Origin of the sequence: Actinomadura fibrosa, from assembly GCF_900659615.1 — a bacterium.
Taxonomy (GTDB): Bacteria; Actinomycetota; Actinomycetes; order Streptosporangiales; family Streptosporangiaceae; genus Spirillospora; species Spirillospora fibrosa.
The window spans coordinates 14,323-40,973 of record NZ_CAACUY010000023.1 but is presented as its reverse complement, the minus strand read 5'-3'; the positions used below and the strand labels follow the sequence as shown (position 1 = coordinate 40,973).

Sequence of the window (26,651 nt, the reverse complement as noted above, 5' to 3'; positions counted from 1 at the left end):
CGGGCCCGGCGGGACTAGTCGACCTGACCGATCCGCCGGAACTCGTCGAACAGAACGAGGATGAAGAGCAGGATAGTGACGACGTGGACCCCGGTGCACCACAGGCAGATCTTGTGCAGGATCGCCAGTTCGACGGTGACGAGGTAGACGACCATCAGCACGCCCACGGACGTGCTCGCGATCCGTCCCCAGCGCAGCGGCGGCCACGTCGACCGCAGCGCCCACGGCGTGATCAGCGCGGCGAACGCGACGAAGAACGCCAGCCCGAGCAGCGGCATCGGGACGCCGAGCAGCTCGGAGTACTTGCTGGTGGTGACGGCGTGGCAGTCCACGGTGGCCGACGCCGAGCACACCAGCGCGTCGTCGTCGTAGTGCGCGACCGTCAGGTAGACCGAGATCCCGAGCCCGGCCAGGGTCAGGATCCACGCGGCCGCCTGGAACCACAGCGGCGGCAGCGGCGGCGGCGCGGCCGCCGCGCCCCGTTCCCGGGCCTTCGTCTCTTGCGTCATCGGAATCCCTCCAGGACCGCCTCGCTGGGTCGGCGAACACACCCTACGGGAGAGCGGGGGCACCACAAGCATGAACCGATCGGCGCCGCCGGTGAGTTCCCGGAACGGCGGACGACGTCCGTGAAAGCCCGGAATCCGGCGCTTTCACGGACGTCGTCCCGCGTTGGAGCGTGCTCCCCCGGGAAGCGGTTCAGCGGCCCTTGCGGACGCCTTCCGCGAGCTCCTCGGTGAGGGCGCGGAGCCCCGCCAGGCCGGTGGCCAGGTCGGGGGCGTCCAGGAGGCGGCGGACGAACGCGGACCCGACGATGACGCCGTCGGCGAACCGGGCGACCTCGGCGGCCTGGGCGCCGTTGCCGACGCCGAGGCCGAGCCCGACGGGCAGCGTCCCGCCCGCGTCCGGCGCCCGCTTCCCGATGATCGCGCGGGTGCGCTCCACCAGCCGCGGCGCGCCGGTGTCGACGGCGGTGCGGGCGCCGGTGACGCCCATCAGCGAGGCCGCGTAGACGAACCCGCGGCACGCGGCCGTGATCGACTCGATGCGCTCGTCGGTGGAGCTGAGCGCGACCAGGAAGACGCGGTCCAGGCCGTGCGCCTCGGACGCCTCCAGCCAGTCGCCGCCCTCCTCCGGGCCGAGGTCCGGCGTGATCAGCCCGGCCCCGCCCGCCCCGGCGAGGTCGCGGGCGAACGCGTCCACGCCGTAGTGGTCGACGGGGTTCCAGTACGTCATGACGAGCGTCGGGACGCCGGTCGCGGCGACCGCCTCGACCGTGCGGAACACGTCGGCGACGCGGACGCCGCCGACGAGCGCCTGGTGGACGGCGTCCTGGATGACGGGGCCGTCCATCATCGGGTCGGTGTAGGGCAGGCCGATCTCGATGACGTCGCAGCCCGCGTCCACCATGGTCTTCGCGGCCTCGACGGCGCCGTCGACCGTGGGGAACCCGGCGGGCAGGTAGCCGACGAGGGCGGCGCGGTCCTCGGCGCGGGCCCGGTCGTAGGCGGTCTGGGCGGTCACTGGGCCTCCCCTTCCGGCATCAGGCCGAAGAAGGCGGCGGCCGTGTGCATGTCCTTGTCGCCGCGCCCGGACAGGCACACCACGACGACGGCGTCCGGGCCGAGCTCCGCGCCGACCTTGAGGGCGCCCGCGAGGGCGTGCGCCGACTCGATCGCCGGGATGATCCCCTCCGTCCGGCACAGGAGCGAGAACGCCTCCATCGCCTCCGCGTCGGTGATCTCGCGGTACTCGGCGCGGCCGGAGTCGCGCAGCCAGGAGTGCTCGGGGCCGACGCCGGGATAGTCGAGCCCGGCGGAGATCGAATGGGTCTCCATCGTCTGGCCGTCGTCGTCCTGGAGCAGGTAGGTCCGCATGCCGTGGATGACGCCGAGGGACCCGCCGACGAGCGTCGCGGCGTGCTTGCCGGACGCGACGCCGTCACCGCCAGCCTCGAACCCGTACAGCCGCACGGACTCGTCCGGGACGAACGCGTGGAAGGTGCCGATGGCGTTGGAGCCGCCGCCGACGCAGGCGACGACCGCGTCCGGCAGGGCCCCGGTCAGCTCCAGGCACTGCCGCCGCGCCTCGACCCCGATGATCCGCTGGAAGTCGCGGACCATCATCGGGAACGGGTGCGGGCCCATGACGGAGCCGATGCAGTAGTGGGTGTCGCCGACGCTCGCGACCCAGTCGCGGAACGCCTCGTTGCAGGCGTCCTTGAGGGTGCGGCTGCCGGTCCGCACCGGGACGACCTCGGCGCCGAGCATCCGCATCCGGGCGACGTTGAGGGCCTGCCGCTCGGTGTCGACCTCGCCCATGTAGACGGTGCAGGTCAGGCCGAGCAGCGCCGCCGCGGTCGCGGTCGCGACGCCGTGCTGGCCGGCGCCGGTCTCGGCGATGATGCGGGACTTGCCCATCCGCCGGGTCAGCAGCGCCTGCCCCAGCACATTGTTGATCTTGTGGGAGCCGGTGTGGTTGAGGTCCTCGCGCTTCAGCAGCACCCGGGCGCCGCCCGCGTGCTCGGAGAACCGCTTCGCCTCCGTCAGCAGGCTCGGCCGGCCCGCGTAGTTCGCGAGCAGGTCGTCCAGCTCGGCGGTGAAGGCGGGATCGTTCTTGGCGGTCTCGAACTCGCGGGTGAGCTCGTCGAGCGCCGCCATGAGGGCCTCGGGGGCGAACCTGCCGCCGAAGGGCCCGAAATGCCCGGTGGCATCGGGCACGGCCGCGCCGCGCGCGGTATCGATGGTCATGAGAGAAACGCGTCCTGTCGTGCGTCGAAGGGCGATCCGGTCAGTGGGACTTCGGACAAGCCCGCCATCGCTCGTGCAGCGGCTCAACCTGCATGGCCGTACCCTACTCGGTCCGTCAGCCGCTCTGGCGCAGCGCCGGGTGCGCACCGGCGGCGACGAGGTCGGCGACCGCGGACCGCGGGTCCTTGCCGATCACCAGGCTCTCCCCCACCAGCACCGCGTCGGCGCCGCTGGAGGCGTACGCGAGCAGGTCGTGCGGCCCCCGCACGCCGGACTCGGCGACCTTGACGACGTCCTTCGGGATCAGCGGCGCGACCCGGGCGAACACGCCCCGGTCGACCTGGAGGGTGCGCAGGTCGCGGGCGTTCACGCCGATGACCTTGGCGCCCGCCTCGACGGCGCGCTCCGCCTCCTCCTCGGTGTGCACCTCGACCAGCGGCAGCAGCCCGATCGACTCGGCCCGCTCGACCAGCGAGACGAGCGCGTCCTGCGGCAGCGCCGCGACGATCAGCAGCGCCATGTCGGCGCCGTGGGCCCGCGCCTCCCAGAGCTGGTAGGAGGTGACGATGAAGTCCTTGCGCAGCACGGAGACCCCGACGTTGGCGCGCACCGCGGCGAGGTCGTCCAGGCTGCCCCCGAACCGGCGCCGCTCGGTGAGCACGCTGATCACCTTGGCGCCGCCGGCCTCGTAGTCGCGGGCCAGCGCCGCGGGGTCGGCGATCGCGGCGAGAGCGCCCTTGGACGGGCTGCTGCGCTTGACCTCGGCGATGACCGAGACCCCCTGGCCGCGCAGCGCGGCGAGCGCGTCGAGCGGGGCCGGCGCCGCGGCCGCCTTCTCCTTGAGGGCGTCGAGCGGAACCTCGCGCTGCCGTTCCGCGAGATCGGCCCGGACGCCCTCGATGATCTCGTCCAGCACGCTCAAGGTGGTAGGCCCCCTCATCCACGTCGTTCCGTGCACCGATCGTAGCCGCCCCCTCGGACGCCCCCCGCACCAGGGAGGCGCCCCGCACCCCCGCCGCAAGGGGAATCCGGGCGCGTCCAGCGGCGGATCACTCGCGTCAGGGCGCCAGCGCGTGCGCGAACGGCAGGTTCCGCACGATCCAGTAGACGAACAGAAGGCCGATGAGCCCGTAGACCACCGCCGGCCTGAACAGGACGGACCGCATCGGCAGGCCGCGAGCGGCCAGCACGGTCCACCGGACGTACAGGTATCCGAACACCGGCAGCAACAGGAACAGCAGCGGGTTGAACCCGAACGCGACCCCGACCCGGCCGTGCGCCAGGGCGTTGACGAGCCGCATCATCCCGCACCCCGGGCAGTAGTAGCCGGTCAGCGCGAAGAAAGGGCAGGTCGGATAGTGGCCCGGCTCGTTCGGATCCACGAACGCGACCAGCACGGTCGCCCCCGCGACCCCCGCGAGCACGGCCCCCTGCGGCAGCAACGCCCGCACGCGAGGACGCGGGTCAACACGAGTCACACGCCCAGCCTAGGCGTCGAGGACGTACCCCACACCGCGGACGGTCCGGATGGGACTGCCCTCGCCGAGCTTCGCGCGCAACTGCGCGACATGGACATCGACGGTACGGCTCCCCGCGCCCGCGCCGGGCCCCCACGCGGCGTCGAGGAGCTGCTCACGCGTGAAGACCCGCCCGGGATTGCCCATCAGGAACTCCAGCAGGTCGAACTCCGTGACGGTCAGCGCCACGCGCTCGTCCCCCACCATGGCGGTGCGGTTCCCCGGATCGAGGGCCACGGAACCCGCACGCAGCAGACCCGGCGCCTCCGCCGGCCCACCCCGCCGCAACGCCTCGCCTACGGCCCCAACTAACACACGCGGACCGAACGGCCGCTCGACCCGGTACTCCCCGAGACCCCGCGCCACCGCCGCGTCCACCGCCCCCGTCACCGCGATGACCGGCGCAGGCCGCACAGCCTCGCAAACACGCCGATAAAGGTCCACGGGCAGCGCGACAGTGGACAAGTCCAGCACCACCGCGGCCGGCCCGACCCGCTCCGCCACGGCGGCCGCCTTCGAGGGATCACCCTCGATCTCCACGTCGAACCCCTCGCGGACGAGGTAGCGGCGCTGCAACTCGGCGACGGCGGGGTCGTGCTCGACCACGAGGACGAGACCGCCACCGTCGCCGGTCACGGCCGTCCGTCTCGGGACTCGGTCGGATCCTCGCCCCGATCGAGGGACTTCCACATCGCGGACGAATCCTGGCCGACCACGGCCGCCGGACGCGCCGAACGCTCATACCGCGCGGACATACCGGGCCACCGCGCCCCGCGCACGACCGTGACGAGCCCGCCCACGGCGAGCACGACACCACCGGTGACCGACACCATCCACCAGAGGTTCACATCGAGGACCGGATGCGCGTCGAGCGTGAGGAGCGTCCTCCGCTCCCCCACCGCGTCCAGGACGTTCGACCGCTGCACCGCGCTCGCCGACCCGTAGACGATCCCGGCCCCGAAAACGAAGATCAGAACGCCCACCGCCGCCCGCACTCGGCCCGACGTGGCGAACAGCGCGGCCAGCCCCGCCAGCCCCGCGAGCCCCAGCGCCCCGGCCGTACCGCCGAGGTCGCGGCCGCTCAGATCCTGCGGGACGGGCGTGATCGCGGCACCGGCCCGCACGGTCACCCAGGTGCGCCCGGCGGCGAGCAGGACGAGCCCGGCCCCGGCGGCGCACAGCAGCGCCACCAGCCCGCGTTCACGCCCGGGGCTCATGACCCCGCGTCAGGGCGTTCCCCGACCACGGCGTCCAGGACGTCGGCGTCCCAGCAGGTCCGGTCACCGGTGTGACAAGCAGCACCCACCTGGTCCGCCTTCACGAGCACCGCGTCGCCGTCGCAGTCCAGCGCGACCGACTTCACCCACTGCTGGTGCCCGGACGTCTCGCCCTTCACCCAGTACTCCTGCCGGCTCCGCGACCAGAACGTGCACCGCCCGGTCGTCAGCGTCCGATGCAACGCCTCGTCGTCCATCCACCCGAGCATGAGCACCTCACCGGTGTCGTACTGCTGGACGATGGCCGCCACGAGCCCGTTCGGGTCGCGCTTCAGCCGATCAGCGATCTTGGGGTCCAAGTTGGACGGTCGAACCGACATGGGAGGAGTTTATTGCACGTGTTCATTGCAGTGCCCTCGGCGTCGGCGCTGGCGCGCCTCCTTCAACGGACACTGCGGCGATCGCTGTGTTGACTGCATCACCCTCGGCGTCGGCCCTAGCGGGCCTTCCTTCAACGGGCGATGCGGCGATCGCTGGCATCGCTTCGGCTCGCCTGGAGGCTCGCTGCGCGATCAAGTTCTCGCAAGCTCGAACTTGGCTTCGCACGCGATCGCAACGCCGAGGCCACCGACACTTGCGGCACAGACATGGCGGGTGCGCGGGTAGTGCGGAACCGCGCGGGAGACCGCACGCAGCACGGCGCGGGAGCTGGCGTGGCTACCGCCCCCCGGTCTCGCGCGTCAGGGCGCGATCGCGTTTGCCACCGAGGGGGCAGTGAGCCGCGGCGAGGGCCGCAACGGGCGTGGGCGGGTGGTGTGGGAGTGCAATCGCGTCCGATGCCGAGAGTCTGAGAGGCGTGGCGGACACCGGCACGGGCGCGGGAAGGGAGTGTGGGGAGCGAGCCCGGGGCGCGCGTGGCAGTGGGTGACCGCGCCCGACGCCGAGAGGGTTGACGGGCGCGGTGATGACCGTCACAGGCGCGAGAGGCAGGTGTGGGGTGCCAGGGGTGGGCGCCGCAGTGGGTGATCGCGTCCGATGGCAAGGGGGTCGACGGGCGTCGTGATGACCGTCACAGGGCCGGGAGGCTGGTGTGGGAGTGGGCCCGGGGTGCGCGTGGCGGTGGGTGATCGCGCCGACGCCGAGAGGTCTGGCAGGGGTGGTGACGGTCGTCACGGGGTCGGGGGTGGTGTGAAGCTGAGCCCCGATCGGACGCGACACGTTGCGATCGCGTGCGAAGCCAAGTTCGAGCGAAGCGAGAACTTGATCGCGAAGCGAGCCGCCAGGCGAGTTCGGAGCGATGCCAGCGATCGCCGCAGGCCCGTTGAAGGAGGCCCGCCAGGGCCGACGCCAAGGGCCTGCCGAAAACTCGACAGGCCCTGACGTACGACTGCGGGTGTTACAGGGGGACCACCTGGTCGGCCTGGGGACCCCGGTTACCCTGCGTCACCTCGAACTGGACGCGCTGGTTCTCGTCCAGCGTGCGGTATCCGGAGGACTGGATGGCCGAGTAGTGGACGAAGACGTCCGGCCCTCCGCCGTCGACGGCGATGAAGCCGAAGCCCTTCTCGGCGTTGAACCACTTCACGGTGCCCTGCTGGGGCATGTCTTTCTCCTTGCGGCAAAACACGGGCCCACACCTCGCGGGCCCGGCGCGGTCGCTGCGGAACGCTCTCGCCCACCGGTACGGTCCCGGAAAAGCCAAAACGCCCGCTGCCATCAGTCCGCGGGCGTCTGGACAAACGATCGAGAACCACGACTGCAACCGACGGGCCCCACCGTATCACCGGTTCCGCGTAAAGCGGAGGAGCTACAAGGCTTCCGTTTCTCCTCTCGGCGAACCTCGCCGTTACCTGCCCGTTAAAGAGTCCAACCGGTCTCGGTCAGGCTCTTGACAGCCTCCGTGGCCCCCGTGAGCCGCACCTTCGCGACGTCTCCGCGGCCCAGTGTCCACAGGACGAGTTCGCCTACGGGGCCGTGGACGCGCACCGGGCCCCGGGACGCGCCGCGGGGGCCGCGGGGGGCGCCGCGGCCCCCGCCGGAGACCCGCAGGCTGCGGCCGTCGGGCTGGACGAGCGTTACCTCGACGTGAACTTTCCTTAGGACAAAGCGGGCAATTTTTATCCTCTTCCAGAGAAGTTCCTCCAGTTCGCCGGACAGGTCCCTGGGCTCCCAGTCCGGGCGCGCGCGGCGGACGTCCTCGTGGTGGACGAAAAACTCCACGGCGTTGGCGCTTTTGTCCACGCCCGGAAGGGCGTAGGGCGACAACTTGGGTGGACCGTGCCGAAACCGATCCACCAGGCGGTCGAACGGGACGCTCCGGGCCGTGCGGCGGCGGACGCGCTCGGTGTAGAAGGCGAGCGGGGGCAGGAGTATTCCGGGGGCGGCGTCGGGGCGGCGCTCGCGGACGACGAGGTGGGCGGTGAGGTCGCGGGCGTCCCATCCGGCGCAGCGGGTGGGGGCGTCGGGGCCGGCCTCCAGGAGCGCCGCGGCCAGCAGCTCGCGCTCGCGGCGGACCGGGCCCGGGGGCGCGGGCGCGGGGTCGGCCGACGGGGGCCGCGGGGGGCCGTCCTCGGGCGTGCTCATTGGGTGATCGTAAGCCGCCGCGCCGGGGCGGGGAATAAGCGTCGGGCGCGGATGGTAGGGAATATCCGGGCCCGCAAACCCCCACAGCGCCGATCAACTGGGGGCATATCGCGCGGGCGCCGCCGTGATTGAGGAGTCGCCGTGCCAGCTGCCTCCGGACCTGGGTCCCCCCATGCCTCCGAACGCCCCGTCTCCGACCGCGCGGGCCCGCACGTCCTGCGGGACGGGTTGCGGGTGCTGGGGGTCGCCGTCCGCGCCGAGCCGCGGGTGTTCGCGGTCTCGGTGACCGCGAGCGCCCTGTACGCCGCGATGACCGTGGCGACGGCGCAGGTGCTGGGGCAGGTGACGGAGGACGTCGTGCTGCCCGCGTTCCGGTCCGGGCACACGACGGCGGGGGCGCTCGCCGGGGCTGCCGCGGCGATCGTGGGGGTGGCGCTGCTGAAGGCGCTCGGGGTGGCCGGACGCCGGTTCTACGCGGGGCTGATGCAGTACCGGATGCAGGCGTCGTACCGGCGCGCCGTGACGCGGCAGTACCTGCGGCTGCCGCTGGCCTGGCACCACCGCCATCCGACGGGGCAGCTGCTGTCGAACGCGAACGCCGACGTCGAGGCGGTGTGGGCGCCGATCGCGCCGCTGCCGATGGCGGTCGGGGTGGTGTTCATGCTGCTGATCGCGGCGGTGTCGATCGTGGTGACCGATCTAGCGGTGGCGGCGGTCGGCTTTCTGATCTTCCCGGCGGTCGCGCTGGTGAACGTGGTCTACCAGCGCCGGCTGTCCCCGGTCGCGACGCGGGCGCAGCAGTTGCGCGCCGAGGTGAGCGAGGTCGCGCACGAGAGCTTCGAGGGCGGCCTGGTCGTGAAGACGCTGGGCCGCGAGGGCGCCGAGACCGAGCGGTTCGCCGAGCGGGCGCGGGCGCTGCGGGACGCGAACGTGGCGGTCGGCCGGATCCGCGGGCTGTTCGACCCGGTGCTGGAGGCGCTGCCCAACCTGGGCGTGCTGGCCGTGCTGCTGATCGGGTCGGTGCGGATGGAGTCGGGCGCGATGACGGCGGGCGACCTGGTGCACGTCGCCTACCTGTTCACGCTGCTCGCGTGGCCGATCCGGGCGCTGGGCTGGGTGCTGGCGGAGACGCCGCGGAGCGTCGTCGGCTGGGAGCGGGTGCGGGGCGTGCTGGACGCCACGGGGTCGCTGCCGTTCGGCGACGGTGTCCTGGACGAGGACAAGGCGGCGGCGCTGGAGGTCCGGGACGTCCGGTTCGCCTATGAGGGCGCGGACGAGGCCGAGGACCGGCCGGTGCTGCACGACGTGTCGTTCACCGCCGAGCCCGGACGGACGGTCGCGCTGGTCGGGCCGACCGGTTCGGGGAAGTCGACGCTGACGTCGCTGCTCGTCCGGCTGGTGGATCCGGCGGACGGGTCGGTCCTGCTGGACGGCGTGGACGTCCGGGACGTGCGGCGGGGCGGTGTGGCGGCGACGGCGGCCCTGGTCCCCCAGCAGACGTTCCTGTTCGACGACACGGTGCGGGGAAACGTGACGCTGGGGCTGGACGTCCCGGACGAGCGGGTGTGGGAGGCCCTGAGTCTCGCGCAGGCGGAGGGGTTCGTGGCCGCGCTCCCGGAGGGTCTCGACACCCGGGTGGGCGAGCGCGGGGCGACGCTGTCGGGCGGGCAGCGGCAGCGGTTGGCGCTGGCGCGTGCTCTGGTCCGGCGCCCCCGGCTGCTGGTGCTGGACGACGCGACGTCCAGTGTGGACCCGCAGGTGGAGGCCCGCATCCTCCAGGGGCTGCGCGAGGCGCAGTCGGCGGACGGCGAGGGCGGCGCGACCGTGGTGGTCGTCGCCTACCGCAAGGCCACGATCGCGCTGGCCGACGAGGTCGTCTACCTGGAGAACGGCCGGGTCACCGCACGCGGCACGCACGCGGAGCTGCTGCGGGAGTCGGAGGGGTACCGCAATCTCGTGAACGCCTACGAGCGCGCCGAGGCGGAGCAAGAGGCGGTCGAGGGCGGAGAGGAGGCCCTGGCATGACGGTGACCACCGATACGGCGGCCGGCGTGGGGCTGAGCGAGCAGTCGGCGACCGAGGGCGCGATGAGCACGCTGCGGCGCGGTCTGCGGCTGAGCCCGGAGTTCCGGGCGGGGCTCGCCGGGACGCTGGCGCTCGCCCTGGCCTCCACGGCGGGGCGCGTGGTCGTGCCCGTCGCCGTCCAGCAGACGATCGACAAGGGCCTCGGCGGGCCGGACGGCCCCGACATCCCCTTCATCCGGACGGCGGTGCTGCTGTGCGCCGTGGCGGTGCTGCTGACGGCCCTGTGCGCGTACGCGATGAACGTGCGGCTGTACAGGTCGTCCGAGAGCGGCCTGGCGGGGCTGCGGGTCAGGGCGTTCCGGCACGTCCACGACCTGTCGATGCTGACCCAGAGCGGCGAGCGCCGCGGCGCGCTCGTGTCGCGGGTCACCGGGGACGTGGACCAGATCAGCCAGTTCATGCAGTCGGGCGGGCTGATGTTCATCATGTCGATGGGCCAGCTCGTCGTGGCGAGCGTGCTGATGCTCGTCTACTCCTGGCAGCTCGCCCTGCTGGTGTGGGCGGCGTTCCTGCCGCTGGCGTTCGTGCTGCGCCGCTTCCAGCGGATCGTCTCGGCGGCGTACACGCGGGTGCGCGAGCGCATGGGCGACCTGCTGGCCGCGGTGAGCGAGTCGGTCGTGGGCGCGCCGGTGATCCGCGCGTACGCGGCGGAGGAGCGCACCGGGCGGCGGGTGGACGAGACCGTCGAGGCGCACCGCGCCACGCAGACGCGCGCGCAGGCGATGGTCGCGCTGACGTTCCCGGTGAGCGAGCTCGTCGCGGCCGCCGCGACCGCGGCCGTGGTCGTCGCCGGGGTGCTCCTCGGCGTGGACGGGCAGCTCACGGCGGGCGAGCTGGTGGCGTTCCTGTTCCTCGTGACGCTGTTCGTCAGCCCGATGCAGACGGCCACCGAGGTCCTGAACGACGCCCAGAACGCGATCGCCGGGTGGCGGCGGGTCCTCGGCGTGCTGGACACCGTGCCCGACGTCGCCGACCCGGGCGAGGACGGGGTGACGCTGCCGCGCGGGCCGATCGAGGTGCGGTTCGAGTCGGTGGGCTTCGCCTACCCGGGCGGCCCGCCCGTCCTGCACGAGGTGGACGCGGCGATCGAGCCGCGCAGCCGCGTCGCGATCGTGGGCCAGACGGGGTCGGGCAAGACCACGTTCGCGAAGCTGCTCACGCGGCTCATGGACCCGACGTCCGGGCGGGTGCTGGTGGACGGCGTCCCCCTCGACCGGGTGCGGTTCTCGTCGCTGCGGGAGCGGGTCGTGATGGTGCCGCAGGACGGCTTCCTCTTCGACGCGTCGCTGGCCGACAACATCCGGTACGGGCGGCCGGACGCGTCCGACGAGGACCTCGTCCTCGCGCTGACGGAGCTGGGGCTCGCGGACTGGCTGGAGAGGCTCCCGCAGGGGCTCGCCACGCCGGTCGGGCAGCGCGGCGAGTCGCTGTCGGCCGGTGAGCGGCAGCTCGTCGCGCTGGCCCGCGCCTACGTCGCCGACCCGGACCTGCTGGTGCTGGACGAGGCGACCTCCGCGGTCGACCCGGCGACCGAGGTGCGGATCCAGCGGGCCCTGGACGGGGTGACCCGCGGCCGGACCGCGATCTCGATCGCGCACCGGCTGTCCACGGCCGAGGCGGCGGACGAGGTCATCGTGTTCGAGGCGGGCAGGATCGTGCAGCGGGGCCCGCACGCGGAGCTCGTGGCGCGCCCGGGCGTCTACGCCGACCTCCACGCGTCCTGGGCGGCGCAGCGCGCGCTCTGAGCCGCGCCGCCGCGTTCCGGGGGCTTCCGGGAGCGCGGCGGCGGGTTCCAGGAGCGCGGCGGCGGGCCGTCCGGGCGGAGTGAGGACGTGACGACCTGGGGTAAAGCACTTGCCCGATATCTGGTCGCGTGCGCATTCTGCTGGGGTGAGCAACGAGGTCGTGGTGGAATCAGCGAGCACCCTGCACGGTCAGCTGCAGCGGGGACTGGGCCGGGCGGCGCGCCGCGCCGCGGAGAAGCCGGGCGCGGGCGAGTACGTCTACGAGTGCGTCCGCAGGGATCCGCGCTGGGACCGGCAGTGCGAGTCCCGGGGGCTGTACTACGCCCGGTTGATGGTCGACCTGGAGTTGCCGATCGGGCCGATAGCCGAGCACCTGTTCGACCCGTCCGACGCCGCCGATCCCGACGAGTGGCGGGTGCAGCTCGCGCTGGACGTGCTCGCCGGCCTCGTCCGGCTGAGCCGCCGGGAGGCCGCGTCCCTGCTGCGGCGGTACGCCGAGGACGGCGCGCAGTGGTTCGACGCCCTCGACGAGCTCATCTGGCTGGAGGACCCGTCGCTGACCGCCGGGCTGGACGCCCTGGTCGCCGCCCGCTGCGACGAGGCGGAGCTGCGGATGCTGATACCGGCCGGGCACAATCCGGTGATCGAGACGTGGGCGGCGCGGCAGCCGCGGATCGCCGAGGCCCTCGCCCGGCACCGCGAGGCCGGGCGGGCGCGCCGGCCGGCCGCGCCGGCGGGCGAGCGCGCGGGCCGCTCCGAGGCCGAGCTGCTCGACCTCGCGCGGCGGCGGGACGACGGATCCGTCTCCGCGATCTTCGAGCTCGGCCGCCGGCGGACGCTCGCGCTGCTCGACCTCGCCGAGGAGCTGCTCCCCGAACGTCCGAGCAGGCTCGGCGGGGCCGTCTGCCGGGCGCTGCGGGAGTACGGGCCGGAGACGCTGCCGTGGGCTCGCGCCTGGGCCGCGTCCCGGAACGGCTGCGAGGACATGGGGCTGAACATCCTGGCCCGCCACGGCACCCGGCAGGACATCCCGCTGCTGATGGACGAGCTGCGCGGAGCCGTCGAGCGGCGGGACTGGAGCGACGCCGCCAGCCCGATCGAGGGGCTCGGCCGCCTGCGCGCCGGCGAGGCCGTCCCCCTGCTGAAGACCGCCTGGACCGAGTCCTCCTACGCCTACCTGCGACCGCGAATTCTGACCGCGCTGGGCCGCACGGCCCCCCACACCGCCGAGGCCTACACCGTCGAGGGCCTCTGGGACTGCGAGGAGGGCGTCCGCCAGGAGGCGGCCCGGTTCGCCCCTCTCACCGGCGAGACGCGCGTCCGCCTGCAACGGCTGCATCTGGACCCCGCGGAGGAGCCCGGCATCCGGGCCACCGCGGCGGCGCGCCTCATGAACTGACATCCGGCCGCCGCCGGGCCGGCCGCTGAACCCTCCGGGCACCGGGACGCGTATTCCCCGGTCGAATCGTTTCTCACCCCGGAGAGGACGAGCCATGGGCTCCACGCGTTCGAGCATCCCGCACCCCCGGCGAACAGCGGCGCTGCTGTGCTGCGCCGCCGCCCTCGCCCTGCCCGCGGTGGCCGGCTGCAACGGCAAGTCGGACACGGCGGCCGCCGGCGACCGGGAGGGCACCCCCGCCAGCCTGGACCAGCTCGCCGCGCGGACCGGCTGCTCCATGACCGGCCAGCGCAAGGCGCAGGAGCTCCAGCAGGCCAACTGCGCGAACTCGCGCGGCAAGTACGTGCTGGTCAGCTTCACCTCCGACCAGGGCCAGAACGCCTGGATGGAGGAGGCCAAGCCCTGGGGCGGCACCTACCTCGTCGGGACGCGCTGGGTCGTGGTGAGCACCAAGCCCACGCTCCAGTCGCTGCAGAAGGACCTCGGCGGCCGCATCCAGGCCGGCGAGCAGCACGGCATGGGCGACATGCCGGGAATGAACCACGGCTGACCCGCGCCCGCCCGCCTGCTCGCGGGCCTGCCCCGGCGGTTCATGAGCGGTGGCCGTCCACGGCCAGCTCCGAGAGGTTCATCGCCATCGTGCGGTGCACGGCCGGGATCCGGTCGAGGCCCCGCAGCAGCAGGTTGCGGATCCGGCGCTGCGTGGCGCCGCCCGCCGTCGCGACCTTGGTCATCCGGTCGGTGAACCGCACCACCGACGCGGCGACCGGGCGGCGGCCGGCCTCGTAGGCGTCCAGGTCGGCGGCGGAGCCACCGTCGCGCAGCGCGGCGGCCAGCAGGGGCGCCAGGGCGACCGCGTCCTGGATGCCGGTGTTCATCCCCTGGCCTCCGGCCGGGCTGTGCACGTGCGCGGCGTCCCCGGCGAGGAGGATCCGCCCCTCGCGGTAGCGGTCGGCGAGCCGGTGGTGGACGCGGAACCGCGAGCTCCACACGACCTCGGTGACCTTCGCGGGACGCTTGCGGGGGCCGCGCTCGTCCAGCAGCGCCTGGACGTCGGCCATGTCCGGGTGCTCGGGCGCGTCGTCCACGGTCGCGACGATCCGGTGGCGGCCGCCCGGCAGCGGGGCCACCACGACGAGCCCGGCGGGCGCGAAGTAGAGCATGACCTCGCGGGCGTCCAGCTCCCAGTCGAGGCGCACGTCGGCGAGGACGAACGACTGCGCGTAGGTGTCGCCCGTGAAGCCGATGCCCGCCTGCTCGCGCACCGTGCTGTGCATGCCGTCCGCGCCGACGGCGTAGCGCGCCCGGACCGTCTCCCCCGTGGCCATGGTCGCCGTGACGCCGTCGCCGTCCTGGACGAGCGAGGCCACCTCGTGCGGGCGGTGGACGCGGCCGCCGGCGGCGTGCAGGCGGTCGAGGAGCACCTGCTCGGTGACGTCCTGCGGGACCATCAGCGTGTAGGGGTACCGGGTCGGGAGGCCGTCGAAGCGGACCGACAGCAGCGCTTGGTCACCATCGCGGACGGTGAAGCGCGGGACGACGACGCCCCGGTCGACGAGCTCGCCCGCGACGCCCACCGTCTCCAGCACCTCCAGGGTGCGGGCGTGGACGACGGCGGCGCGGGAGGTGTTCGCGCCCTCGGCCTGGCGGTCGACGAGCGTCACGTCCACGCCGCGATCGGCGAGGGCCGCGGCGAGCGTCAGGCCGACCGGGCCCGCGCCGACGATCAGCACGTCCGTGGCGGCGGGGAGCGGGGTTCCGGTGTGCTCGGACATGGCGGCCTCCTGATGACCAACGAGCGTTTGCCAACGTCTGTTGGCACAACGGTAACCCGTTCCGCCCGCAATGCCAACACTTGTTGGCCCACGAATGTTGGCCTACGCTTGCCCGCATGGCCTTCACGCAGCGCTCCGACCGGACGAGGGCGACGATCCTCGACGCCGCCCGCCACCGCTTCGCCGCCGACGGGTACGAGCGGGCGACGATCCGCGCGATCGCCGCCGACGCCGGCATCGACCCGTCGATGGTCATGCGCTACTACGGCAGCAAGGACGGCCTGTTCGCGGCCGCGACGGACATCGACCTGCGGCTGCCCGACCTCGCCGCGGTGCCGCCGGAGCGCGCCGGGGAGGTCCTCGTCCGGCACTTCGTGGAGCGCTGGGAGGGCGGGCTCGCCGACGAGGTGCTGTCCGTCCTGTTCCGCTCGGCTATCACGAACGAGGCGGCGGCCGAGCGGATGCGCTCCATCTTCGGCGCCCAGGTCGCGGGAGCGCTGGCCCCGCGCGTGGACGACCCGTCCGAGCTGCCCACGCGCGCCGGGCTCGTCTCCACCCAGCTCCTGGGCGTCGCGCTGTGCCGCTACATCCTGCGGCTGCCGCCCGTCGTCGCCCTGGACGTGGACGCGCTGGTGGCGAGCCTGTCCCCCACCGTCCAGCGGTACCTCACCGGGCCGCTCGACGGCTGACACGTCCCGTCCGGAACGGCTCGTGAAGCGCGCACGGGCGGGCGGACGGGATGGTCAGGGCGTGCGGACCTCGGTTCCCTCGCTCCCATCGGCGTCCACGGCCGTGCCCGCGTCGCCGCTCCCGTCTCCGTCCGCAGTCTCGTCCGGGCGGGATCCGCTGCTGAGCAGGAAGGCGCTCCAGCGCTCCAGCGCGGGGCCGGTGCGCGCGAGGACCCGCCGGGCGCCCAGGCCGCGCGAGACCATCCCGGGATGCAGCAGCGGATGGCCCGGGCCGTCGACGACGACGCGGACGGCGGCGACCGGCCTCCCGCCCGCGCGGGCGGCGATCACGGCCGACTCCATGTCCGCGACGCGCGCCCCCTGGGCCGCCCACACCGCCCGCTCGGCGCCGCTCACCACGTGGTCGGTCGTCACGAGCGGGCCGACCTGGACGTTCAGGCCGTCCCGGATCAGCTCCCGCGCCAGCGCGTGCGCCCCGCCGCAGGCCACGGGCGGACCGCCGCCGCGGATCTCGTCCGCCACCACGACGTCCCCGGGCCGCAGGCGCTCGTCGAGCGCGCCGCCGAAGCCCACCAGCACGAACCCGGCGCACGCCGCCGGGAGCCGGTCGGCGCGGCGCGCCCGGTAGCCGACGACCACGACCGGGACGCGGCTCAGGCCGCGGCGGACCGCGCGGGCCTCCATCCGCAGCCCCGCGCACACCACCGGGCCGAGGATCGGCCGCCGTCCGCCCGCGTCGTCGCTGGTCACCCACCCAGCGAAACACGGCGCCCGCCGAAGATCCAGCTCCGCCCACCGGCGACGGCGTGTCATCACCCGGTACTACGCGCGGCTCGCGCGAATCCGCCCCTGGGAGGGCGGGAGGGCAGGTCGTGGCCTCATAGACTCGGCCCCATGACCTCCTCCGTACGCCGGAAGCTGGCCGTCCTCCCCCTTCTCCTCCTCCCGCTCGGCGCGGTGGCCGCCTGCGGCGGTGAGAACAGCAAGACCGACTGCGGCGTCAACTCCTGCACCGTGACCTTCGACCGCGGCGTGGACGCGAACGCGTCCATCCTCGGCGTGAAGGCCGAGCTGGTCGGCGTGCAGGGCCAGAACGTGACGCTCAAGGTCGCGGGGCAGACGGTCACCGTCCCCGTGGGCGACAACGAGCAGGCGGACGGGTTCAACGTGTCGGTGCAGTCGGTCACGAAGGACAACGTCGTCGTCAAGATCTCCAACAACGGCTGAAACCGTCCGGACGGCGCGACGGGCGGGCGGGCGCCCGCATAGGATTCGCTCATGCGTTCGATGAACATCGCGGAGCGGCGCGCCCGCCTCGGCGTCCGCCACCGGCTCGCCGTCGCGGAGCGGACCGGCGACCCCGCCGCCGTCGCGCGGTCGCTGGTCGTGCTGCACGCCACCGACCCCGCCACGGTGTACCTGTCGGTGGCGGCCCGCAGTACCGGAGCCGGTCCGGCCGCCGTGGAGCGGGCCCTCTACGACGACCGCACGCTGCTGCGGATGCTCGCGATGCGCCGGACGATGTTCGTGGCGCCCGTCGAGCTCGTCCCGATCCTCCAGGCGTCCACCTCGATCGCGCTGGCCGGCAAGCAGCGGCGCACCTACACGCGGTTCATCGAGCAGGCCGGCGTCACGGACGACGCCGAGGCGCTGTTCAAGGCGGCGGAGGAGGGCGCGCACCGGGCGCTGCTGGCCCGCGGCGAGGCGACCGGGGCGCAGCTCAGCGCCGACGAGCCGCTGCTGCGCACCCAGGTCGACACGGCGCCGGGCAAGTCGTACTCAAGGCCGACGAACATCACCACCTGGGTGCTCGTCACGCTCGGCTGCGAGGGCCGCATCGTCCGCGGGCGCCCGAACGGCTCCTGGATCAGCAGCCAGTACCGGTGGGCGCCCATCGAGACGTGGCTACCGGGCGGCATCCCCGACGTGCCCCCGGCCGAGGCCCGCACGCGGCTCGTGGAGCTGTGGCTGCGCGCGTTCGGCCCCGCCCCGGTGTCCGACCTCAAGTGGTGGACGGGCTGGACCGCCGCCGACGTGAAGAAGGCCCTGGCCGGACTGGACACCGCCGAGGTCGACCTCGGCGGCGCGACGGGCCTCGTCCTCGCCGGCGACCTGGAACCGGTCGCGCCGCCCGAGCCCTGGGCGGCGCTGCTGCCCGCCCTCGACGCGACGCCCATGGGCTGGCAGGAGCGGAGCTGGTTCCTCGGCGACCACGGCCCCGCCCTGTTCGACCGGAACGGCAACATCGGCCCGACGGTCTGGTGGGACGGCCGGATCGTCGGCGGCTGGGCGCAGCGCCCGGACGGCGAGATCGTCTTCCGCCTGCTGGAGGACGCCGGCACCGACGCCCGCGCCGCCATCGAGCGCGAGGCCGAGCGGACCGCCGCCTGGTACGGCGACGTCCGCGCGGTCCCGCGCTTCCGCACCCCGCTGGAGCGCGAGCTCACGTCCTGACGCGCGCCGCCACCGCGGGATCCCCCGCCGGGCGCGACGGCCGCGCGGGCGGCGCCGGTGACGGCGGTGCGGGCGACGGCGCCTGGTCGGCGGCCCTGGCGATGAGGCTCGCCACGACCTGGGCCACCTCCGGCGGCTGGGTCGCCAGCCAGCGCAGCACCCGCCGGTCGTAGCCGCCGAGCTCGACGCCGCTCTCGGCGCAGGCCCGCAGCAGCAGGTCGAGGGTCCGCTCCCGCATGACGCCGCGCTTGCAGTGCCCGGCATAGATGTCGCGGACCTCGGTGACGGCGTCGTCCTGGGTCTCGTACGGTCCCGCCATGACGATGACCTCCCGATGTCAGCGTGCCTTGGCGAGCCGGTAGCCGTCCGGAGCCCGCCACAACAGCCAGTCTCCCGCCGCGTAGACCTCTCTGCGATAGAGGTACGGCACCGTCCGGGACCGCGTGTCGTACAGCATCGTGCTGCCGCCGGGCACGGAGTAGGCGATGACGTGCGAGCCCGCCGTGAGCCGCGCGCCCTCCGCCCGCTCGCGCGTCGAGGGCAGCATCGGCAGCGGCTTGAGCTCCTTCCAGGTCCGCCGGTCCATGACGCGCAGGACGCCGTTCACCCCCCAGGCGAAGTAGCGGTCGTTGGCCGCGGCCTGCCACTGTTGCTCCTCGGGCTGCTTCTCGGCCGACGGTTTCGCCGTGTAGGCCTTCACTCCTCCCTTGCTCCGCTCCCTGTCGAGCCGCATCTCGGGCTCCGGGATCCGCACGGTCCGCACGCCGGTGGGGAGCGGGTGCTCCCGGACGATCCGGCCCGTCCGGACGTCGACCTCGCGCAGGACGTGCTTGGTGTAGACGTCCACGGTGAACAGGATGGGGTAGCTGAACGCCACGGCCTTGCCGGGGCTCGCGAGGGTATCGCCCGTCGTGCAGCCCGTGGTGACGAACGGCTGGTCCATGGGGTCGCTGGCGATGATCCGGCCACCCCCCGCGAAGACGGGGCTGTCGGGTGTGGCGCCCTGGGGGCCGATCACGCGGGTTCGCCCGTTCGGTGTGCGGCAGTTGAGTTCCCAGGCGCCGGGTGCGATCCAGGTGACGAACCCTTGCCCGGCGGCGAGGCCGCCCTGCGCGCGGACGCCGAGCGGCTTCGGGGTGCCGCCGCGCGGCCCGGCCTTCCAGACGCGGGAGTCGGCGGAGCGTCCGAGCACCGTCCCGTCCGCGCCGAGGGTGTCGGCGGTGAAGGTCGCCCCGCCCGGCAGCTTCGCGGGGATCCGGACGATCGTCGACTCGTCCACGAGCTCGGGAGGAAAGCCGCCCGTGTCGGACGCCGCGGCGGGGCCCCCGTCCGCGAGCCCGGGGAAGGCCAACGGGACCGCGGCCGCCGCGGCGGCTACGGCGACCGCGGCGGACGGGACGGTGATGGCGCGGCGGGTCCGTGCGCCGCGGATCCTGCGGGCGTTCTCCGTCCAGGCGCGGGAGTGCGGGCTGACCGTGTCCGCCTTCGCGTCGAAGGCGCTCTTGAGCCTTTCCTCGATGCCGTTCATACCGTGTCCTCGTCCTTCAGTCGCTTGCCGAGCGCCGCGATGGCTCGCGCGGTGTGGGCCTTGACGGTGCCCGGGGCGATGCCCAGCGTCTCGGCGGTGTCGCGCTCGCTCAGGTCGAGCCAGTACCGCAGCACGAGCACCTCGCGCTGCCGCGCCGGGAGCGCGGCGACGCCCTCCAGCAGTTCGCGGACGTCCTCGTCCCGCACGACGTGGTGCTCGGCGGAGCCCTCCGCGCCGGGCAGGGCGAGCTGCGCGTGCCTGCGGCGCGCCATGCGCAGGTGCCGCAGCCTGCTGCGGGAGGCGTTGCAGACACTCGACCGCAGGTAGGCCAGGGCGGCGTTCTGGTCGCGCAGGGCGCGGCGCCTGCGGTGCAGGCGGACGAACGCGTCCTGGACCACGTCCTCGGCGTCGTCGGCGCCGAGGAGCGTCGCGAGCCGGACGAGCCCCCAGAAGTGCGCCGTGAATAATTCCTCGTACCCGTCATCGGCGTGCGGGAGCGGCAAGGCGATGACCTTCGCTGTCCGTTGGTACGTCACGGAGCAGAGACGAACGTGCGCTTGGAAGGTTTACTCCGGCCGACGACTTTCTCCGGCTCAGTACGGGAACGCCCCCGGGACGGAGGAGACCGCGGCGCGCCTGGCGTGGCTGCGCCGGACGAACAGGAACACGAACCCCACGATGGCGAGGACGCCGCACACCACCCCGATGAGGACGGACAGCCCGAGGTAGAAGTCGGCGGTGTCGTCCGGCGTGACGAGCATCGTGCCGGACGTGCCGCGGCACGTCAGCACCCCCTCGCCGCCGACCGGCGCCTGGAAGGAGGCGGTGTAGCGGTAGCCGGTGTGGTCGGACTGGGCCCAGGAGTTCTTCCTCGTCAGCTCGACGGCGCCGGTCTGCCCGTAGGCCCGCAGGGCGCAGGACGTCGGGGCGGAGGCGCCCGTGCGGACGTAGAGGAAGTAGCCCCGGCCCGCTTCGAGGTCGACGGTCACGCCCGTCGAGGCGCCGCCCGTCACGCCGGGCTTCTCGGCGGCCATCGAGTCGTCGAGGAAGAGGACGAGCATGATCACCAGGCCGACGACCGCCGTGGCCGCCAGCACGATCGGCACGGTGTACCACCCGGCGCTGGGCTTGACGCGCGGCGGCGCGGTCCAGGGCGCGCCCGCCGGTCCGGGGTCCATGGGCGGCGGTCCGATGTTCGCCCCGGGCCACATGTCGTCCTCCCCCTGTTTCGTGTGCGTGGCCACGATCGCAGATGTCGCGCCCGCCCGCCAACGGTAAGGGGGTGCTGACCGCGGCGGCCGGGCGGCTCTGTAACCTCGCCCGGGCACCGACATGGAGGAGGCGCGCGTGGCGAGAAGCGACGTCCTGGAGCCGGGAACGCTCCCGCCGGGCACCGGCGAGCTGCGGGCGCGGGTGCGGGAGTTCCTGGCGGCGACGCCGTTCACCCCGCGCTGCGACTGCTGGCTGACCGGCGCCGATCCCGCGTTCAGCCGCCGGCTCGGGGAGCGCGGCTGGCTCGGCATGACGCTGCCGGAGCGCTACGGCGGGCACGGCCGGTCGCCGCTGGAGCGGTTCGCCGTCATCGAGGAGCTGCTCGCCGCGGGCGCGCCGGTCGGCGCGCACTGGATCGCCGACCGGCAGATCGGGCCGAGCCTGCTGAACCACGGCACCGAGGAGCAGAAGCACCGGTTCCTCCCGGCGATCGCGCGCGGCGAGTGCTTCTTCGCGATCGGGATGAGCGAGCCGGACTCCGGGTCCGACCTCGCGTCCGTCCGCACCCGCGCGGAGCGGGACGGGGACGGCTGGCGGCTGCACGGCACCAAGGTCTGGACGAGCGGCGCGCACCTCGCGCACGCGATCCTCGTCCTCGCCCGCAGCGCCCCCAAGGACACCGACCGGCACGCCGGGCTGAGCCAGTTCATCGTGCCGCTGCCCGCCGAGGGGGTGGCGATCCGCCCGATCCTCGGGCTGTCCGGCGAGCACCACTTCAACGAGGTCGTGTTCGACGGCGCGTTCGTCCCGGACGACCTGGTCCTCGGCCGTCCCGGCGACGGCTGGCGGCAGGTGACGGCCGAGCTCGCGTACGAGCGCAGCGGCCCGGAGCGGCTGCTCAGCACGTTCCTGCTCGTCCGGCTGCTGCACGCGCGCGCCGACGGCCCGGCCGCGCGGCGGGCGCTCGGGGCGCTCACCGCCCGGCTGTGGTCGCTGCGCCAGGCGTCCCTGGCGGTCGCGGGGGCGCTGGCCGCGGGCGAGACCCCGGACGTGCCCGCCGCGCTCGTCAAGGACCTCGGGACGCGCTTCGAGAGCGAGGTCATCGAGGTCGTCCGGGAGCACGCGGGCGTGGAGCCCGATCCGGCCTCGGCGGATCCGCTGGCGCGCGCGCTGGCGGAGGCCGTCGTCCAGGCCCCCGGTTTCACGCTGCGGGGCGGCACCAACGAGATCCTGCGCGGCATCGTCGCGCGCGGCCTGGGAGTGCGCTGATGGAGCCCCTGGAGGAGACCGCGAACACGATCCTCGCCGAGGACGACCCGTGGCCGGCACTGGAGGAGTCCGGGCTCGCGCTGGCGGGCGTCCCCGAGGAGGCAGGCGGCAGCGGCGGCGATCTCGCCGACGCCGCCGTCCTGCTGCGGGCGGCCGGGCGGCACGCCGCGGCGGTGCCGCTGGCGGAGACGGGCTGGCTCGCCGGGCGGCTGCTGGCCGAGAGCGGCCTCACCGTCCCCTCCGGGCCGCTGACGGCCGCCTCCGGCGACGTCCGCGCAGTCCGCGACGGTGACGGCTGGATCCTGGACGGGACGCTGCGCAGGGTGCCATGGGCGCGGTCGGCGCACCGTCTCGCGGTCCTCACGACCACCCCGGCGGGCGGCCTGGTCGCGCTCGTCGACCCGTCGCGCCTCCAGGTCGAGGAGGGGGCCAACGTGGCGGGCGAGCCGCGCGACGACGTCGTCCTCGCCGGGGTGCGCGCGGAGGCGGCGGCGCCCTGTCCGGTGGACGCGGCGGAGCTGCGGCGGCGCGGGGCGCTGGCGCGGGCCGTCCAGCTCACGGGGGCGATGCGGGGAGCCCTCGACCTCGCGGTCCGGTACGCGGGCGAGCGGGAGCAGTTCGGGCGGCCGATCGGGCGGTTCCAGGCCGTCCAGCAGGCGCTGGCCGAGCTGGCCGGGGAGGTCACGGTGGCGGACGTCGCGGTCCGCGCGGCGGTGCGCGCGCCGGACGACCCGGTCGCGGTGGCCGCGGCCAAGGCGAACGCCTCGCGCGCGGCGGGACGGGTCGCGGCGATCGCGCACCAGGTGCACGGCGCGATCGGGGTCACCGGCGAGCACGTCCTCGGACGGGTCACGGCGCGGCTCTGGGCGTGGCGGGACGAGTACGGCAACGAGGCGGAATGGGCCGACACCCTGGGCGCGCTGGCCGCCTCGGCGTCCGACCCGTGGGCCCTCATCACCGGTTCCTAGAAGGGGCGTAAGGGCACCCTAGGGGTGTCGTCCCCGGGCCGAACGGTTACCTTACTAGGTAGTAGCCCCCACCGATCCGGCCGACGGACACCCGCCACCCCGCCGGGGTCGTACGGCGCGTACGGGAGACAGCATGGCCCCCTGGGACCGACTGCCCGCTCCACCGATCCGGGTCCGGCGTCCGCGCGGGTTCCGCCGCCCGCGCGGTCTGCCGCGCTACACCGTCGAGCGCGACCTGCCGGTGACCATGCCGGACGGCGTGACGCTGCTCGCCGACCGGTACGTTCCAACGGGAGTGCGCCGGCCGCCGCCGACGATCCTCGTGCGCACGCCGTACGGGCGCCGCGGCCCGGCGGCGGTGCTGAACGGCCTGCCGTTCGTGCCGTTCGGCTTCCAGCTCGTCGTCCAGAGCGCGCGCGGGACGTTCGGGTCCGGGGGCGAGTTCGACCCGCTCGGCAGCGAGCGCGAGGACGGGCTCGCGACCGTGGAGTGGCTGAAGCGGCAGCCGTGGTTCAGCGGTTCCTTCGGCACCTACGGCGCCAGCTACCTCGGCTACGCGGCATGGGCGATCGCGGCGGAGGCCGGGCCCGAGCTCAAGGCGATGTCGCTCCAGATCACGGCCTCGTCGTTCCGCGACGCCGCCTACGTCGGCGGGTCGTTCGCGCTGGAGTCCACGCTGACCTGGACGGACCTGACGCACCGGCAGCAGCAGCCGTTCGGGATGCTGACCGCGCCGCTGCTGTCGCGGCGCCGCGCGATCCGCGCCGCGCAGTCGGGCCGGCCGCTCGCGGAGCTGGACGTGCTGACCGGCGGCGCGCCCATGCGGTTCTACCAGGACCTGCTCGCCAACCACGGCAACGGCGCGGGCGGCCCGGACGCCGCGCCGGGCGGCGGCTACTGGGACAAGCGCGACTTCAGCGGCACGGTCGGCGAGGTGACGGCCCCGGTCAGCCTGCTGGGCGGCTGGTACGACGTGTTCCTGCCGTGGGAGCTGCGGGACTACCTGGCGCTGCGCTCCGCGGGCCACCACCCGTACCTCACCATCGGGCCGTGGTGGCACGCCGACGCCCGGCACGGCATCGTGTCGTTCCGCGAGTCGCTGGCCTGGTTCCGCGCGCACCTGCGCGGCGACCTGCGCGCGCTGCGCCGCGACCCCGTCCGGGTGTACGTGACCGGTGCGCGCGAGTGGCGCCACTACCGGGACTGGCCCCCGCCCGGGATGCGGCAGGAGCGCTGGCACCTGCACCCCGGCGGCGGCCTCGGCGAGGACGGCCCGCGCGACGCGCCGCCGAGCTCCTACCGGTTCGACCCGGCGCGGCCGACGCCCGCGCTCGGCGGCCCGACGCTGCTCGGCAGCTCCCGGCCGGTCGACAACCGGCCGCTGGAGCGGCGCGCCGACGTGCTGGTGTTCTCCTCGCCGCCGCTCACCGCGGACCTCGACGTCGTCGGGCCGGTCGCGGCGGACCTGTTCGTCCGGTCCGACCGCGAGCACACCGACTTCGTCGTGCGGCTCTGCGACGTCGCGCCGGACGGGGTGTCCCGCAACGTCTGCGAGGGCGGGCTGCGGCTGCCCGCCGCCGCGGAGAAGCCCGTCGGGACCGAGGGCGTGCGCCGCGTCGCGATCGACCTGTGGCCGACCGGGCACCGGTTCCCGCGCGGGCACCGCGTCCGCGTCCACGTGACCAGCGGCGCCCATCCGAAGGTCGCGCCGAACCCCGGCACCGGCGAGCCGCTCGCGACGGCGCGCACGATGGTCCCGGCGGAGCAGGAGGTCTTCCACGACCCCGACCACCCGTCGGCGATCCTGCTGCCGGTGGTCGAGCGCTCCCCCGAGGCGGTCGTGCCCGCCCCGGCGGAGGAGGAGCCCCTCGCCTAGCGGGCCTTGTCTGACGGGCCTCGGCTAGCGGACGGGGTGGCCCGCCGCTGCGAGCGACGCCTTGACCTCGGAGATCTTCAGGTCGCCGAAGTGGAAGACGCTCGCCGCGAGGACGGCGTCGGCGCCCGCGCCCACGGCGGGCGCGAAGTGCTCCACGGCCCCGGCGCCGCCGCTGGCGATGACCGGCACCGACACCGCGGCCCTGACCTGCGCGAGCATCTCCAGGTCGAAGCCGTTCTTCGTGCCGTCGGCGTCCATGGAGTTCAGCAGGATCTCGCCGACGCCGAGCTCCTGGCCGCGGCGGGCCCACTCGACCGCGTCGATGCCGGTGCCCTTGCGTCCGCCGTGCGTGGTGACCTCGAAGCCGGACTCCGTGCCGGGTCCGCCATCGGGGGCTACGCGGCGGGCGTCCACCGACAGCACGACGCACTGCGACCCGTACCGGTGCGCGGCCTCGCGGAGGAACTCGGGGCGGGCGATCGCGGCGGTGTTGACCGAGACCTTGTCGGCGCCGGCCCGCAGCAGCCGGTCGACGTCCTCGACGGTGCGGACGCCGCCGCCGACGGTCAGCGGGATGAACACTTGCTCGGCGGTGCGGCGCACGACGTCGTAGGTGGTGGAGCGGTCGCCGCTGGACGCGGTGATGTCGAGGAACGTCAGCTCGTCGGCGCCCTCCGCGTCGTAGCGGCGGGCCAGCTCGACCGGGTCGCCTGCGTCGCGCAGGTTCTGGAAGTTGATCCCCTTGACGACGCGGCCGGCGTCGACGTCCAGGCAGGGGATGACGCGGACGGCCACGCTCACCGGACGGCCTCCAGGGCCTCTTCGAGGGTGAACGCGCCCGCGTAGAGGGCCTTGCCGACGATCGCGCCCTCGACGCCGTCCGGGACGAGCCCGGCGAGCGCCCGCAGGTCGTCCAGGGACGAGACGCCGCCGGAGGCCACCACGGGCTTCGCGGTGCGCTTGCAGACGTCCCGGAGCAACTCGGTGTTCGGGCCGCGGAGCGTGCCGTCCTTGGTGACGTCGGTGACCACGTAGCGGGGGCAGCCGTCGGCCTCCAGCCGGTCGAGGACCTCCCACAGGTCGCCGCCCTCGCGGGTCCAGCCGCGGGCGGCGAGGGTCGTGCCGCGCACGTCCAGCCCGACCGCGATCCGGTCGCCGTGCGAGGCGATGATCTTCCGGCACCAGTCCGGGTTCTCCAGCGCGGCCGTGCCGATGTTGACGCGGGCGCAGCCGGTCGCGAGGGCCGCCTCCAGGGACGCGTCGTCGCGGATGCCGCCCGACAGCTCGACCTTCACGTCGAGGCGGCCGGTGACCTCGGCGAGCAGCTCGCGGTTGGAGCCGCGGCCGAACGCGGCGTCGAGGTCGACGAGATGGATCCACTCCGCACCCGCGTCCTGCCAGGCCAGCGCGGCGTCGAGGGGGGCGCCGTAGGAGGTCTCGGTGCCGGCCTCGCCCTGCACCAGGCGCACGGCCTGGCCGTCGGCGACGTCGACCGCGGGAAGGAGCGTCAGTGTCATGCGGGAACCCTATCGGGGCTGGTGGGGACGGGAACGCGCCGCGGCGGGCGCGGTCGGGACGGGGAGA

Annotated in this window: 28 protein-coding genes; 10 read left to right on the top strand and 18 right to left on the bottom strand. The window is 74.2% G+C overall.

Going from position 1 to position 26,651, the window contains the following annotated elements:
• Positions 1-14: 14 nt before the first annotated feature.
• The 10 genes from E1300_RS11640 to E1300_RS11595 all read right to left on the bottom strand — a co-directional run bounded on the left by E1300_RS11640 (position 15) and on the right by E1300_RS11595 (position 8,067).
• Entirely contained in the window at positions 15-509 is a 495-nt protein-coding gene (locus tag E1300_RS11640; RefSeq protein WP_131756972.1) for a vitamin K epoxide reductase family protein, read from the bottom strand.
• A gap of 190 nt (positions 510-699) precedes the next feature.
• The gene (gene trpA / locus E1300_RS11635; RefSeq protein ID WP_131756971.1) at positions 700-1,524 is read right to left on the bottom strand and encodes a tryptophan synthase subunit alpha; all 825 of its coding nucleotides are present in this window, start codon (positions 1,522-1,524) and stop codon (positions 700-702) included.
• A complete protein-coding gene (gene trpB / locus E1300_RS11630) occupies positions 1,521-2,750 on the bottom strand; it encodes a tryptophan synthase subunit beta (RefSeq protein WP_131756970.1) in 1,230 nt (409 codons plus the stop codon). The genes trpA and trpB overlap by 4 nt, the downstream gene beginning before the upstream one ends.
• A gap of 115 nt (positions 2,751-2,865) precedes the next feature.
• The gene (gene trpC, locus E1300_RS11625; RefSeq protein WP_131757000.1) at positions 2,866-3,672 is read right to left on the bottom strand and encodes an indole-3-glycerol phosphate synthase TrpC; all 807 of its coding nucleotides are present in this window, start codon (positions 3,670-3,672) and stop codon (positions 2,866-2,868) included.
• Between the two features lie 136 nt (positions 3,673-3,808).
• Complete coding sequence (locus tag E1300_RS11620; protein WP_131756969.1) at positions 3,809-4,228, bottom strand: DUF2752 domain-containing protein; 420 nt, start codon at positions 4,226-4,228, stop codon at positions 3,809-3,811.
• A 9-nt stretch (positions 4,229-4,237) separates the two neighbouring features.
• The gene (locus E1300_RS51475; RefSeq protein WP_131756968.1) at positions 4,238-4,903 is read right to left on the bottom strand and encodes a response regulator transcription factor; all 666 of its coding nucleotides are present in this window, start codon (positions 4,901-4,903) and stop codon (positions 4,238-4,240) included.
• Positions 4,900-5,484: a Trp biosynthesis-associated membrane protein gene (locus E1300_RS11610; protein ID WP_131756967.1), complete on the bottom strand. Its 585-nt coding sequence runs from the start codon at positions 5,482-5,484 to the stop codon at positions 4,900-4,902. The genes E1300_RS51475 and E1300_RS11610 overlap by 4 nt, the downstream gene beginning before the upstream one ends.
• Positions 5,481-5,864 carry a phosphoribosyl-AMP cyclohydrolase gene (gene hisI, locus E1300_RS11605; RefSeq protein WP_131756966.1) on the bottom strand — a complete coding sequence of 128 codons (384 nt, stop codon included), beginning with the start codon at positions 5,862-5,864 and terminating at the stop codon, positions 5,481-5,483. Before hisI ends, E1300_RS11610 begins: the two co-directional genes overlap by 4 nt.
• Positions 5,865-6,880: 1,016 nt before the next feature.
• Positions 6,881-7,087: a cold-shock protein gene (locus tag E1300_RS11600; protein ID WP_018657218.1), complete on the bottom strand. Its 207-nt coding sequence runs from the start codon at positions 7,085-7,087 to the stop codon at positions 6,881-6,883.
• Positions 7,088-7,341: 254 nt separating this feature from the next.
• A complete protein-coding gene (locus tag E1300_RS11595) occupies positions 7,342-8,067 on the bottom strand; it encodes a TIGR03085 family metal-binding protein (protein WP_131756965.1) in 726 nt (241 codons plus the stop codon).
• A 141-nt stretch (positions 8,068-8,208) separates the two neighbouring features.
• On the opposite strand from E1300_RS11595, the gene E1300_RS11590 reads away from it, so the two are divergent.
• The 4 genes from E1300_RS11590 to E1300_RS11575 all read left to right on the top strand — a co-directional run bounded on the left by E1300_RS11590 (position 8,209) and on the right by E1300_RS11575 (position 13,846).
• Positions 8,209-10,092, top strand: a complete 1,884-nt coding sequence (locus tag E1300_RS11590) for an ABC transporter ATP-binding protein (RefSeq protein ID WP_207399652.1) — start codon at positions 8,209-8,211, stop codon at positions 10,090-10,092.
• A complete protein-coding gene (locus E1300_RS11585) occupies positions 10,089-11,897 on the top strand; it encodes an ABC transporter ATP-binding protein (RefSeq protein WP_131756964.1) in 1,809 nt (602 codons plus the stop codon). The genes E1300_RS11590 and E1300_RS11585 overlap by 4 nt, the downstream gene beginning before the upstream one ends.
• Before the next feature lie 145 nt (positions 11,898-12,042).
• Positions 12,043-13,296: a hypothetical protein gene (locus E1300_RS11580; RefSeq protein ID WP_242619087.1), complete on the top strand. Its 1,254-nt coding sequence runs from the start codon at positions 12,043-12,045 to the stop codon at positions 13,294-13,296.
• Positions 13,297-13,390: 94 nt separating this feature from the next.
• Complete coding sequence (locus E1300_RS11575; protein WP_242619086.1) at positions 13,391-13,846, top strand: hypothetical protein; 456 nt, start codon at positions 13,391-13,393, stop codon at positions 13,844-13,846.
• A 40-nt stretch (positions 13,847-13,886) separates the two neighbouring features.
• Here the strand turns inward: E1300_RS11575 and E1300_RS11570 are convergent, their stop codons facing one another.
• Positions 13,887-15,071 (bottom strand): FAD-dependent oxidoreductase, encoded by a 1,185-nt coding sequence (locus tag E1300_RS11570; protein WP_131756963.1) that lies wholly within the window; start codon positions 15,069-15,071, stop codon positions 13,887-13,889.
• 116 nt (positions 15,072-15,187) lie between these two features.
• Between E1300_RS11570 and E1300_RS11565 the strand changes: the two genes are divergently transcribed.
• Positions 15,188-15,760, top strand: a complete 573-nt coding sequence (locus tag E1300_RS11565) for a TetR/AcrR family transcriptional regulator (protein ID WP_131756962.1) — start codon at positions 15,188-15,190, stop codon at positions 15,758-15,760.
• 54 nt (positions 15,761-15,814) lie between these two features.
• Here E1300_RS11565 and E1300_RS11560 read toward each other — a convergent pair whose 3' ends face one another.
• Positions 15,815-16,510, bottom strand: coding sequence for a phosphorylase family protein (locus E1300_RS11560; RefSeq protein ID WP_165502798.1), 696 nt, complete (start codon positions 16,508-16,510; stop codon positions 15,815-15,817).
• Between the two features lie 144 nt (positions 16,511-16,654).
• Here E1300_RS11560 and E1300_RS11555 point away from each other — a divergent pair, with 144 nt between their 5' ends.
• Together E1300_RS11555 and E1300_RS11550 are read left to right on the top strand one after the other, a co-directional pair.
• Positions 16,655-16,987 (top strand): hypothetical protein, encoded by a 333-nt coding sequence (locus tag E1300_RS11555; RefSeq protein WP_131756960.1) that lies wholly within the window; start codon positions 16,655-16,657, stop codon positions 16,985-16,987.
• Positions 16,988-17,038: 51 nt separating this feature from the next.
• Positions 17,039-18,214, top strand: a complete 1,176-nt coding sequence (locus E1300_RS11550; RefSeq protein ID WP_131756959.1) for a winged helix DNA-binding domain-containing protein — start codon at positions 17,039-17,041, stop codon at positions 18,212-18,214.
• Here E1300_RS11550 and E1300_RS11545 read toward each other — a convergent pair.
• From E1300_RS11545 to E1300_RS11530, 4 genes are read right to left on the bottom strand one after another with little or no spacing between them, the layout of a single operon-like run.
• Entirely contained in the window at positions 18,204-18,533 is a 330-nt protein-coding gene (locus E1300_RS11545; RefSeq protein ID WP_131756958.1) for a hypothetical protein, read from the bottom strand. The two genes, E1300_RS11550 and E1300_RS11545, sit on opposite strands and share 11 nt — an antisense overlap.
• Positions 18,534-18,551: 18 nt before the next feature.
• Positions 18,552-19,742, bottom strand: coding sequence for a hypothetical protein (locus E1300_RS11540; protein WP_131756957.1), 1,191 nt, complete (start codon positions 19,740-19,742; stop codon positions 18,552-18,554).
• Positions 19,739-20,278 carry a sigma-70 family RNA polymerase sigma factor gene (locus E1300_RS11535; protein WP_242619085.1) on the bottom strand — a complete coding sequence of 180 codons (540 nt, stop codon included), beginning with the start codon at positions 20,276-20,278 and terminating at the stop codon, positions 19,739-19,741. Before E1300_RS11535 ends, E1300_RS11540 begins: the two co-directional genes overlap by 4 nt.
• Positions 20,279-20,335: 57 nt before the next feature.
• Positions 20,336-20,986: a hypothetical protein gene (locus E1300_RS11530; protein WP_131756956.1), complete on the bottom strand. Its 651-nt coding sequence runs from the start codon at positions 20,984-20,986 to the stop codon at positions 20,336-20,338.
• Between the two features lie 103 nt (positions 20,987-21,089).
• On the opposite strand from E1300_RS11530, the gene E1300_RS11525 reads away from it, so the two are divergent.
• The 3 genes from E1300_RS11525 to E1300_RS11515 all read left to right on the top strand — a co-directional run bounded on the left by E1300_RS11525 (position 21,090) and on the right by E1300_RS11515 (position 25,067).
• Positions 21,090-22,223, top strand: a complete 1,134-nt coding sequence (locus tag E1300_RS11525) for an acyl-CoA dehydrogenase family protein (RefSeq protein ID WP_242619084.1) — start codon at positions 21,090-21,092, stop codon at positions 22,221-22,223.
• Positions 22,223-23,191, top strand: coding sequence for an acyl-CoA dehydrogenase family protein (locus tag E1300_RS11520; RefSeq protein ID WP_131756954.1), 969 nt, complete (start codon positions 22,223-22,225; stop codon positions 23,189-23,191). The genes E1300_RS11525 and E1300_RS11520 overlap by 1 nt, the downstream gene beginning before the upstream one ends.
• Positions 23,192-23,324: 133 nt before the next feature.
• Entirely contained in the window at positions 23,325-25,067 is a 1,743-nt protein-coding gene (locus E1300_RS11515; RefSeq protein ID WP_207399651.1) for a CocE/NonD family hydrolase, read from the top strand.
• Positions 25,068-25,091: 24 nt separating this feature from the next.
• On the opposite strand, the gene hisF is transcribed toward E1300_RS11515, so the two are convergent.
• On the bottom strand, positions 25,092-25,868 hold the full coding sequence (gene hisF, locus E1300_RS11510) for an imidazole glycerol phosphate synthase subunit HisF (RefSeq protein ID WP_131756953.1): 777 nt from the start codon (positions 25,866-25,868) through the stop codon (positions 25,092-25,094).
• The gene (gene priA / locus E1300_RS11505) at positions 25,865-26,584 is read right to left on the bottom strand and encodes a bifunctional 1-(5-phosphoribosyl)-5-((5-phosphoribosylamino)methylideneamino)imidazole-4-carboxamide isomerase/phosphoribosylanthranilate isomerase PriA (protein WP_131756952.1); all 720 of its coding nucleotides are present in this window, start codon (positions 26,582-26,584) and stop codon (positions 25,865-25,867) included. Before priA ends, hisF begins: the two co-directional genes overlap by 4 nt.
• Between the last annotated feature and the right edge of the window lie 67 nt (positions 26,585-26,651).

What these genes read in the sequence shown, in the direction of transcription:
- E1300_RS11640 (WP_131756972.1), bottom strand. Translation starts at nt 509, where the DNA reads ATGACGCAAGAGACGAAGGCCCGGGAACGGGGCGCGGCGGCCGCGCCG.
- priA (WP_131756952.1), bottom strand. Translation starts at nt 26,584, where the DNA reads ATGACACTGACGCTCCTTCCCGCGGTCGACGTCGCCGACGGCCAGGCC.
- E1300_RS11520 (WP_131756954.1), top strand. Translation starts at nt 22,223, where the DNA reads ATGGAGCCCCTGGAGGAGACCGCGAACACGATCCTCGCCGAGGACGAC.
- E1300_RS11550 (WP_131756959.1), top strand. Translation starts at nt 17,039, where the DNA reads ATGCGTTCGATGAACATCGCGGAGCGGCGCGCCCGCCTCGGCGTCCGC.
- E1300_RS11575 (WP_242619086.1), top strand. Translation starts at nt 13,391, where the DNA reads ATGGGCTCCACGCGTTCGAGCATCCCGCACCCCCGGCGAACAGCGGCG.
- E1300_RS11540 (WP_131756957.1), bottom strand. Translation starts at nt 19,742, where the DNA reads ATGAACGGCATCGAGGAAAGGCTCAAGAGCGCCTTCGACGCGAAGGCG.
- E1300_RS11555 (WP_131756960.1), top strand. Translation starts at nt 16,655, where the DNA reads ATGACCTCCTCCGTACGCCGGAAGCTGGCCGTCCTCCCCCTTCTCCTC.
- E1300_RS11595 (WP_131756965.1), bottom strand. Translation starts at nt 8,067, where the DNA reads ATGAGCACGCCCGAGGACGGCCCCCCGCGGCCCCCGTCGGCCGACCCC.
- E1300_RS11585 (WP_131756964.1), top strand. Translation starts at nt 10,089, where the DNA reads ATGACGGTGACCACCGATACGGCGGCCGGCGTGGGGCTGAGCGAGCAG.
- trpB (WP_131756970.1), bottom strand. Translation starts at nt 2,750, where the DNA reads ATGACCATCGATACCGCGCGCGGCGCGGCCGTGCCCGATGCCACCGGG.
- E1300_RS11515 (WP_207399651.1), top strand. Translation starts at nt 23,325, where the DNA reads ATGGCCCCCTGGGACCGACTGCCCGCTCCACCGATCCGGGTCCGGCGT.
- E1300_RS11565 (WP_131756962.1), top strand. Translation starts at nt 15,188, where the DNA reads ATGGCCTTCACGCAGCGCTCCGACCGGACGAGGGCGACGATCCTCGAC.
- hisI (WP_131756966.1), bottom strand. Translation starts at nt 5,864, where the DNA reads ATGTCGGTTCGACCGTCCAACTTGGACCCCAAGATCGCTGATCGGCTG.
- E1300_RS11600 (WP_018657218.1), bottom strand. Translation starts at nt 7,087, where the DNA reads ATGCCCCAGCAGGGCACCGTGAAGTGGTTCAACGCCGAGAAGGGCTTC.
- E1300_RS11545 (WP_131756958.1), bottom strand. Translation starts at nt 18,533, where the DNA reads ATGGCGGGACCGTACGAGACCCAGGACGACGCCGTCACCGAGGTCCGC.
- E1300_RS11610 (WP_131756967.1), bottom strand. Translation starts at nt 5,484, where the DNA reads ATGAGCCCCGGGCGTGAACGCGGGCTGGTGGCGCTGCTGTGCGCCGCC.
- E1300_RS11570 (WP_131756963.1), bottom strand. Translation starts at nt 15,071, where the DNA reads ATGTCCGAGCACACCGGAACCCCGCTCCCCGCCGCCACGGACGTGCTG.